Raw genomic sequence first — 7,354 nt, 5'->3', positions numbered from 1 at the left:
GCGACTTCGGGCCTTCCGACTCCGGCCCGCGCGACTTCGGGCCTTCCGACACCGGCCCGCGCGACTTCGGGCCTTCCGACACCGGCCCGTTCGGGTCGGGGCGACTCATATCCGCCCGGCCTTCCGCTCGGTGACCAGCAGCCACAGCAGATAGACGCCGCCGAGCACTCCGGTGACGACGCCGACGGGCAGTTGGTCGGCCCCGAAGGCCCGCTGCGACGCCCAGTCGGCGACGATCAGCAGGGTCGCGCCCATGCACATCGCGGGCACCAGGTTCGGGCCGGGCGAGCGGGTCAGCCGCTTGGCGAGCTGCGGCGCGGTGAGGGCGACGAAGCTGACCGGCCCGGCGGCCGCGGTGGCCCCGGCGGTGAGCAGCACGGCCGACACCATCAGCAGCAGCCGTACGCGCTCGACGCTCACCCCGAGGGCGTACGACACGTCGTCGCCCATCTCCATCATCCGAAGCCCGCGCGCGTTGCCGAGCACCAGCGGCACGAGGATCGCGCACATGATCAGCAGCGGCCAGACCTGGGCCCAGTCACGGCCGTTGAGGGATCCGGTCATCCACACGACCGCGCGGGCCGCGTCGACGAGGTCGGCCTTGGTGATCAGATAGCCGTTGACCGCCGTCACGATCGCGGAGACGCCGATACCGACCAGCACGAGCCGGTAACCGTGCACGCCCCGCTTCCACGCCAGCACATAGATAGCGAGGCCGGTGACCAGACCGCCGACGAGCGCCCCGAGGGCCACCTGGTTCGCGCTCCCGGAGAACAGCACGATGACGACCAGCGCCCCGGCGGTGGCACCCTGCGAGAGGCCGAGCACGTCCGGACTGCCCAGCGGATTGCGGGAGATGGACTGGAACAGCGCCCCGCCGAGCCCGAGCGAGGCCCCGACAAGGAGCCCGACCAGAACTCTTGGCAGCCGCAGCTCGTTGACGATGAACTCCTGGCCCGCGTCGCCGTTGCCGAGCAGCGTCTTCAGGACGTCGCCGGCCGGGATCGGGAAGTCACCGGTCCCGATCAGCACGACACTCGCGGTCAGCGCCGCCACCAGCAGCAGGACGACGACGGTGAACGCCCGTACGTCCAGCCAGACCGACAGCCCGCCGGGGGTGCGGACCGCGCGGTCGCGTGCGGCGGACTTGCTCATGACCTGTGTCTTCCTCATGACCTGCGTCTTCACAGCTGCGCCGTCCTCCGCCGTCGTACGAGAAAGATGAAGACCGGCCCGCCGAGGATCGCGGTGACGATGCCGACCTGAAGCTCCGCGGGCCGCGCCACCATGCGACCGAGGACATCGGCGCCGAGCAGCAGCACAGGTGACAGGACGGTCGCGTACGGCAGGATCCAGCGCAGGTCGGGCCCGGTGAAGGACCGTACGACGTGCGGGACCATCAGCCCGACGAAGACGATCGGCCCACAGGCGGCGGTCGCGGCACCGCACAGCACGGTGGCGGCGCCCATGGACAGCGCCCGGGTGCGGTTGAGGTTGGCACCGAGCGCGCGGGCGGTGTCGTCGCCCATGGCCATCGCGTTCAGCGGCCGGGCGAGCAGCAGCGCGACGACCGTGCCTACGGCCAGGAACGGCAGTACCTGGGTGATGGTCTCGTCGGTCGCCGAGGCCAGCGAACCGACCGTCCAGAAGCGCATCTTGGAGAGAGCCGCGTCGTCCATGATCATCACGGCCTGCAGATAGCCGTACAGGGCGGCACTGATCGCTGTGCCCGCGAGCGCGAGGCGCACCGGCGTCGCGCCCCGGCTGCCGCCGAGGAACCAGACCAGCGCCCCGACCACGGCCGCACCGGCGAACGCGAACCACACGTACCCGCTCAGCGAGGTGACGCCGAAGTAGGTGATGGCGGTGACCACCGCGGCGGACGCGCCCGCGTTGATGCCGAGCAGTCCCGGGTCGGCCAGCGGGTTCCGGGTGAGCGCCTGGAGCACGGCACCGGCCAGCCCGAGCGCGGCCCCCGCGAGCAGTCCGAGGAGAGTGCGTGAGATCCGCTCCCCGACCACGGCGTCGCCGTACGTCCCCGTGTCCTCGAACAAGCCGTGCCACACCTGCTCCAGAGACAGCTCTTTCGCACCGATCGCGATACTCGCCAGGGCGACCAGGGCGAGGATCACGAGGGACACGAGGAGCCCGACGGCTCGTATCGCCCGGCGGTTCGGGGGCGCGGGGGCGGTCTCCGCGCTCGGTTCAGGAGGACTGTCGACCAACACCTGGTTAGGTTAGCCTATCCTCCACTTTTGGCTCGATCGCGTCCGCGAACACCGCGCGGACGTACGGACGTACGGTAGGCAACCCGCTCACGCAGGCCACGTTCACCGCACGGCCCACCGAAACCCCGCAGGCCCCGGCGACTCACAGCCCCAGCCGTGCCAGCGCTTTCCCCCCGTCCAGCTCGCACGAGCCCTCCCCGGCAGCTGTCCAAGCCGCCGCGCACAGCGCCCGCAGCCCGTCCAGCGCCTCGCCCTCGCCGTCCAGTTCCAGCCGCTCTCCGCCTGCCGTCGCCGTCCAGCCACCGCAGCGGAAGCCCGCGCCCGCCACGACGACCTCCGGCTGCCCGGTGAGCATGCCCCGCAGATCGGCGTCGACATACGTCGGCCGGTGCTGCGGGGGCGCGGCCAGCAACTGCGCGCCGTCGGTCACACCGGTCAGCACGAGCAGCGAGTCGACCTCCCCGTTGAACGCGCCCTCGATGTCCGTGTCCAGCCGGTCCCCGACCACCAACGGCCGCTCGGCGCCCGTCCGCAGGATCGTCTCCCGGTGCATCGGGGGCAGCGGCTTGCCCGCCACCCGCGGCTCGGCCCCGGTCGCGATCCGGACCACCTGCACCGCCGCCCCATTGCCAGGCGCGATACCCCGCGCGCTCGGAATCGTCAGGTCGGTGTTGGACGCGTACCACGGCACCCCGCGCGCGATGGCGTAGCTGGCCTCCGCGAACCGCCCCCAGGGCAGCTCGGGACCGCCGTACCCCTGCACCACGGCCACCGGATCGTCGTCCGCCGACTCGACCGGCTCAAGCCCCCGCTCGCGCAGCGCCACCCGCAGCCCCTCACCGCCGATGACCAGCACCCGCGCACCGGCGGGCACCTGCTCGCTGATCAGCCGGGCCACGGCCTGCGCCGAGGTGATGACGTCACCGGCCCCGGTCGGTATGCCGAGCGCCGTGAGATGCGCGGCCACCGTCTCGGGCGTCCGCAGCGCGTTGTTCGTGACGTACGCGAGGTGCATACCGCCCGCCCGCGCCGTACCCAGGGACTCCACGGCGTACGTGATCGCACTGCCGCCCGCGTACACCACCCCGTCCAGATCGAGCAGCGCCGTGTCGTACGCCTCGCTCAGGGCCTGCCCAATGCCGTCGGGCCGCGTCCTGACTACCTGGCTCATTGCACTCTGCTCCTCGCTCGGTCCATCGGTCGGTCGCCCGGTCGGTCAACAATCGGTTAGGTCGCTTTCTCCGATCATCCCTCACGGCACTGACACCCATACGATGCATCAATGAACTACGCAGGTCCCGCGGAGGAGATCCCGGCGCGCAGCGGCCTCGAACTGACCCCGTTCCGGGGGCTTCGCTACGACCCCGACCGGGTCGGCAGCCTGGCTGCCGTGACATCACCGCCGTACGACGTGGTCGTACGGCCGGACGGTCTGCTCCACCTCGAATCCGCCGATCCGCACAACATCGTCCGCCTGATACTCCCCCAGGCCAGAACACCCGCCGCCCGCGACGAACAGGCGGCCGACACCCTGCGCCGCTGGCTCGCCGACGGCGTCCTCGCCCCCGACAGGGAGCCCGGCCTCTACGTCTACGAGCAGGCGGACGGCACCATCCTCCAGCGCGGCATCATAGGCGCCCTGCGCCTCTCGGAGCCCTCCGCCGGCGTGGTCCTCCCCCACGAGGACGTCATCCCCCACGTCATCGCGGACCGCGCGGCCCTGATGCGCGCCACCTCCACCAACATGGAACCCCTGCTCCTGACCTACCGGGGCAATGGCGCCACGGCGGGGGCGACAGCCGTGGTCGAGCGCACCACGGAAGGCGCCCCTCTCTTCGCCACGACCACGGAGGACGGCTTCAGCCACCGCCTCTGGGCGGTCACCGACCCCGCCGACCTCGCCGAGATCCAGTCGGACCTCGCCCACCACCAGGCCCTGATAGCCGACGGCCACCACCGCTGGGCGACGTACCTACGGCTCCGCACGGAGCACCCCTCCCCCAGCCCCTGGGACTACGGCCTGGTCCTCCTCGTGGACACCGTCCGCTACCCCCTCCGCGTCCGCGCGATCCACCGCCTCCTCCACCAACTCCCGGTCCTCGACGCCCTGACCGCCCTGGCCGGCCTGTTCCGCGTACGACGCCTCGACGTCCCGCTCTCCGAGGCCCTGGAGGCCTTGGCGGACGCGGCCGCCGCCGGCAACGCCTTCCTCCTCGCGGGCGACCGCTCCTTCCACCTCGTCGACCGCCCGGACCCGGAACTCCTCACCCGTACGATCCCCGCAGACCGCCCGGCCGCCTGGCGGACCCTCGACGCGACCGTCCTGCACGCCACGCTCCTCGCCGACGTCTGGCACATCCCCGAGGACTCCCCGGCCCACGTCGCCTACATCCATGACACGGCCGCAACCGTCGAGAAGGCCGAACGCGACGGCGGCACGGCCGTCCTCATGCACCCGGTCCGCGAGGAGGTCGTACGCGACCTCGCCCGCCAGGGCGTCACCATGCCCCGCAAATCCACGTCGTTCGGCCCGAAGCCGGCGTCGGGGCTGGTGCTGCGCGCGCTGGATCTCTGAAGGAACACCTCCCGAAGACCGGCATACGAAAAGGGCGGGGCCCCATGTACGGGATCCCGCCCTTCACCATCTCTGCCGGATGTCAGTCCTTGTCGTCCTGGGCGTCGATGACGTCGTCGGTCAAATCGTCGGCGTCGGCGTCGTCGTCCTCGTCGGTCACATCGTCGGCGTCGTCGGCGTCGTCGGCGTCGTCGGCGTCGTCGTCCTCGTCGGTGACGCCGTCGTCGTCGGCGTCGCTGTCCTTGCTGTCCTCGACGGCCTGGTCGTCCGCGACGGACACGCCCTGCGGCGCCTCGTCACCCACGTGCCTGTTCTCGTCGTCCTCGTCGTCCTCGTCGTCGAGGGCGTCGACGAATTCGACACCGTCCATTTCCGCGAGCCGGTCCGACGCGTCCGTACTGCCGTCCTTGTCGGCCTCGACGGCCTTGGCGAACCACTCCCGCGCCTCGCCCTCACGCCCGGCCGCGAGCAACGCGTCGGCGTACGCGTACCGCAGGCGCGCGGTCCACGGCTGTACGGAGTTGGAGGCCAGCTCCGGGCTCTGCAGCGTCACGATGGCCGCGTCGAGCTGATCCATGTCACGCCGCGCGCCGGCCGCCACGAGCCGCATCTCGACCTGACCGGCCTTGTCCAGCTTGTGCACCTCGGGCGCCCCGGCCATGTCCAGCGCCTTCTCGGGCCGCCCGAGACCACGCTCGCAGTCGGCCATGACAGGCCACAGGTCGACGTTGCCGGTCATCCGCCGAGCCGCCCGGAACTCCGCGAGCGCCTCGCTGTACTTCTGGTTCGCGTACGCGGCGAAGCCGGCGGCCTCCCGCACGGCAGCGACACGCGACGCCAGCCGCAAAGCCACCTTGGAGTAGCCGTACGCGCCCTCGGGGTCCTCGTCGATGAGCCGCGCGACCATCACCAGGTTCTTGGCGACATCGTCGGCGAGCGTCTTGGGCAGGCTCTGCAGCTCCTGCCGCACGTCCTTGTCGATCTCCTCGCCCGTGACGTCCTCCGGGATCGGCAGCCGCTTGATCGGCTCACGGTCCCGGTCCCGCTCGTCACGGAAACGTCCACCACCGCGCCGGTCGTCGCCGCCCCGCCGGTCGTCCCTGTCACGGAAACCACCGGGTCGGCCCCCATGGTCGTCCCGACGGGGACCACGGCTCCGGTCGTCCCGGCCACGATCATCACGCCCACGGAACCCGCCGCTGCGCTCACCGCCACGGTTGTCATCCCGACGGAAGCCGCCGCTGCGCTCACCGCCACGGTTGTCATCCCGACGGAAACCACCGCGGTCGTCGTCCCGACGGTACGAAGGCCGGTCACCCTCACGACGCTCGGGACGGTCGTCACGCCGGTCATCGCGACGGAAGACCGGCCGGTCCGCGCCCCCGCGGTCGTCACGCCGGTCGTCACGACGGAAGACCGGCCGGTCCGCGCCCCCGCGGTCGTCACGCCGGTCGTCACGCCGGAACGGCGGACGCCCACCGCGGTCGTCCCCACGCCGGTCGTCGCGGCCGCGATCATCACGCCCACGGAACCCGCCGCTGCGCTCACCGCCACGGCTGTCATCACGACGGAAACCACCGCTGCGCTCACCGCCACGGTTGTCATCACGACGGAAACCACCGCGGTCGTCGTCCCGACGGTACGAGGGACGGTCACCCTCACGACGCTCGGGACGGTCGTCACGGCGGAAGCCGCCACGGTCCCCGCTGTCGCGCCGGTCGTCGCCACGACGCTCGTCACGCCGGTCATCACGGCGGAAGGCCGGCCGATCCCCGTCCCGCCGGAAGCCACGGTCGCGATCGCGGTCGTCACGACGCGGACCCGCACCTGCGGGACGCTCGTCACGCCGGAAGGCGGGGCGAGGCCCACGGTCGCCCTCACGACGGTCATCCCGTCCACGGAATCCACCGCCGCCGCGCTGCTCACCACGATTGTCGTCACGCCGGAAGCCCCCGCGGTCGTCACCTCGACGGTCATCACCACGGCGGTCGTCGCTACGGCCGTTACCACTACGGTCGTTTTCGCGCCGGTCGTTGTCCCGACGCGGTCCACCGCGATAGCCGCCACGGTCACCACTGTCCCGTCGCCGCTGGTCGCGCTCCGGTCGATCGTCGGGAGAGTTGGTGGACATGGTGACTCCTGTCTTCGGTACCGCAAGTCATTCTCGCGCAGCCGGGTACCCGGCGCGCTCCGGAAAAGCAAAAAAGGACCCCTGGTCCCAGCTGTACGCTGGTGACCAGGGGTCCTTCAAAGATTGTTCGGCGGCGTCCTACTCTCCCACAGGGTCCCCCCTGCAGTACCATCGGCGCTGTAAGGCTTAGCTTCCGGGTTCGAAATGTAACCGGGCGTTTCCCTCACGCTATGACCACCGAAACCCTATTGGTTTCGAGCGAACAAGCACACTTTTCAGTTGGATGTTCTGCTCTGAGCCGACAACTGTTCGTTGTCTCAGAACTAACACAGTGGACGCGAGCAACTGAGGACAAGCCCTCGGCCTATTAGTACCAGTCAACTCCACCCGTTACCAGGCTTCCATATCTGGCCTATCAAC

General features: G+C 70.8%; 6 protein-coding genes and 1 rRNA gene. 2 read left to right on the top strand and 5 right to left on the bottom strand.

The window, feature by feature from the left end:
• Positions 1-105: 105 nt before the first annotated feature.
• The 3 genes from ACFU53_RS45025 to ACFU53_RS45015 all read right to left on the bottom strand — a co-directional run bounded on the left by ACFU53_RS45025 (position 106) and on the right by ACFU53_RS45015 (position 3,399).
• Entirely contained in the window at positions 106-1,155 is a 1,050-nt protein-coding gene (locus ACFU53_RS45025) for a FecCD family ABC transporter permease (RefSeq protein ID WP_384005824.1), read from the bottom strand.
• Between the two features lie 29 nt (positions 1,156-1,184).
• Entirely contained in the window at positions 1,185-2,228 is a 1,044-nt protein-coding gene (locus tag ACFU53_RS45020; RefSeq protein ID WP_384005823.1) for a FecCD family ABC transporter permease, read from the bottom strand.
• A 142-nt stretch (positions 2,229-2,370) separates the two neighbouring features.
• Positions 2,371-3,399 carry an HAD hydrolase-like protein gene (locus ACFU53_RS45015; protein WP_384005821.1) on the bottom strand — a complete coding sequence of 343 codons (1,029 nt, stop codon included), beginning with the start codon at positions 3,397-3,399 and terminating at the stop codon, positions 2,371-2,373.
• Positions 3,400-3,510: 111 nt separating this feature from the next.
• Between ACFU53_RS45015 and ACFU53_RS45010 the strand changes: the two genes are divergently transcribed.
• On the top strand, positions 3,511-4,803 hold the full coding sequence (locus ACFU53_RS45010) for a DUF1015 family protein (protein ID WP_384005819.1): 1,293 nt from the start codon (positions 3,511-3,513) through the stop codon (positions 4,801-4,803).
• A gap of 82 nt (positions 4,804-4,885) precedes the next feature.
• On the opposite strand, the gene ACFU53_RS45005 is transcribed toward ACFU53_RS45010, so the two are convergent.
• Positions 4,886-5,773, bottom strand: a complete 888-nt coding sequence (locus ACFU53_RS45005) for a hypothetical protein (protein WP_384005818.1) — start codon at positions 5,771-5,773, stop codon at positions 4,886-4,888.
• A gap of 159 nt (positions 5,774-5,932) precedes the next feature.
• On the opposite strand from ACFU53_RS45005, the gene ACFU53_RS45000 reads away from it, so the two are divergent.
• Entirely contained in the window at positions 5,933-7,039 is a 1,107-nt protein-coding gene (locus tag ACFU53_RS45000; protein WP_384005816.1) for a hypothetical protein, read from the top strand.
• Positions 7,040-7,059: 20 nt separating this feature from the next.
• Here the strand turns inward: ACFU53_RS45000 and rrf are convergent.
• Positions 7,060-7,176 (bottom strand): 5S ribosomal RNA (gene rrf / locus ACFU53_RS44995).
• Positions 7,177-7,354 lie beyond the last annotated feature (178 nt).

The organism is Streptomyces sp. NPDC057474 (genome assembly GCF_042802555.1).
Lineage (GTDB): Bacteria > Actinomycetota > Actinomycetes > Streptomycetales > Streptomycetaceae > Streptomyces.
This window is presented reverse-complemented; position numbering and strand designations above follow the sequence as displayed.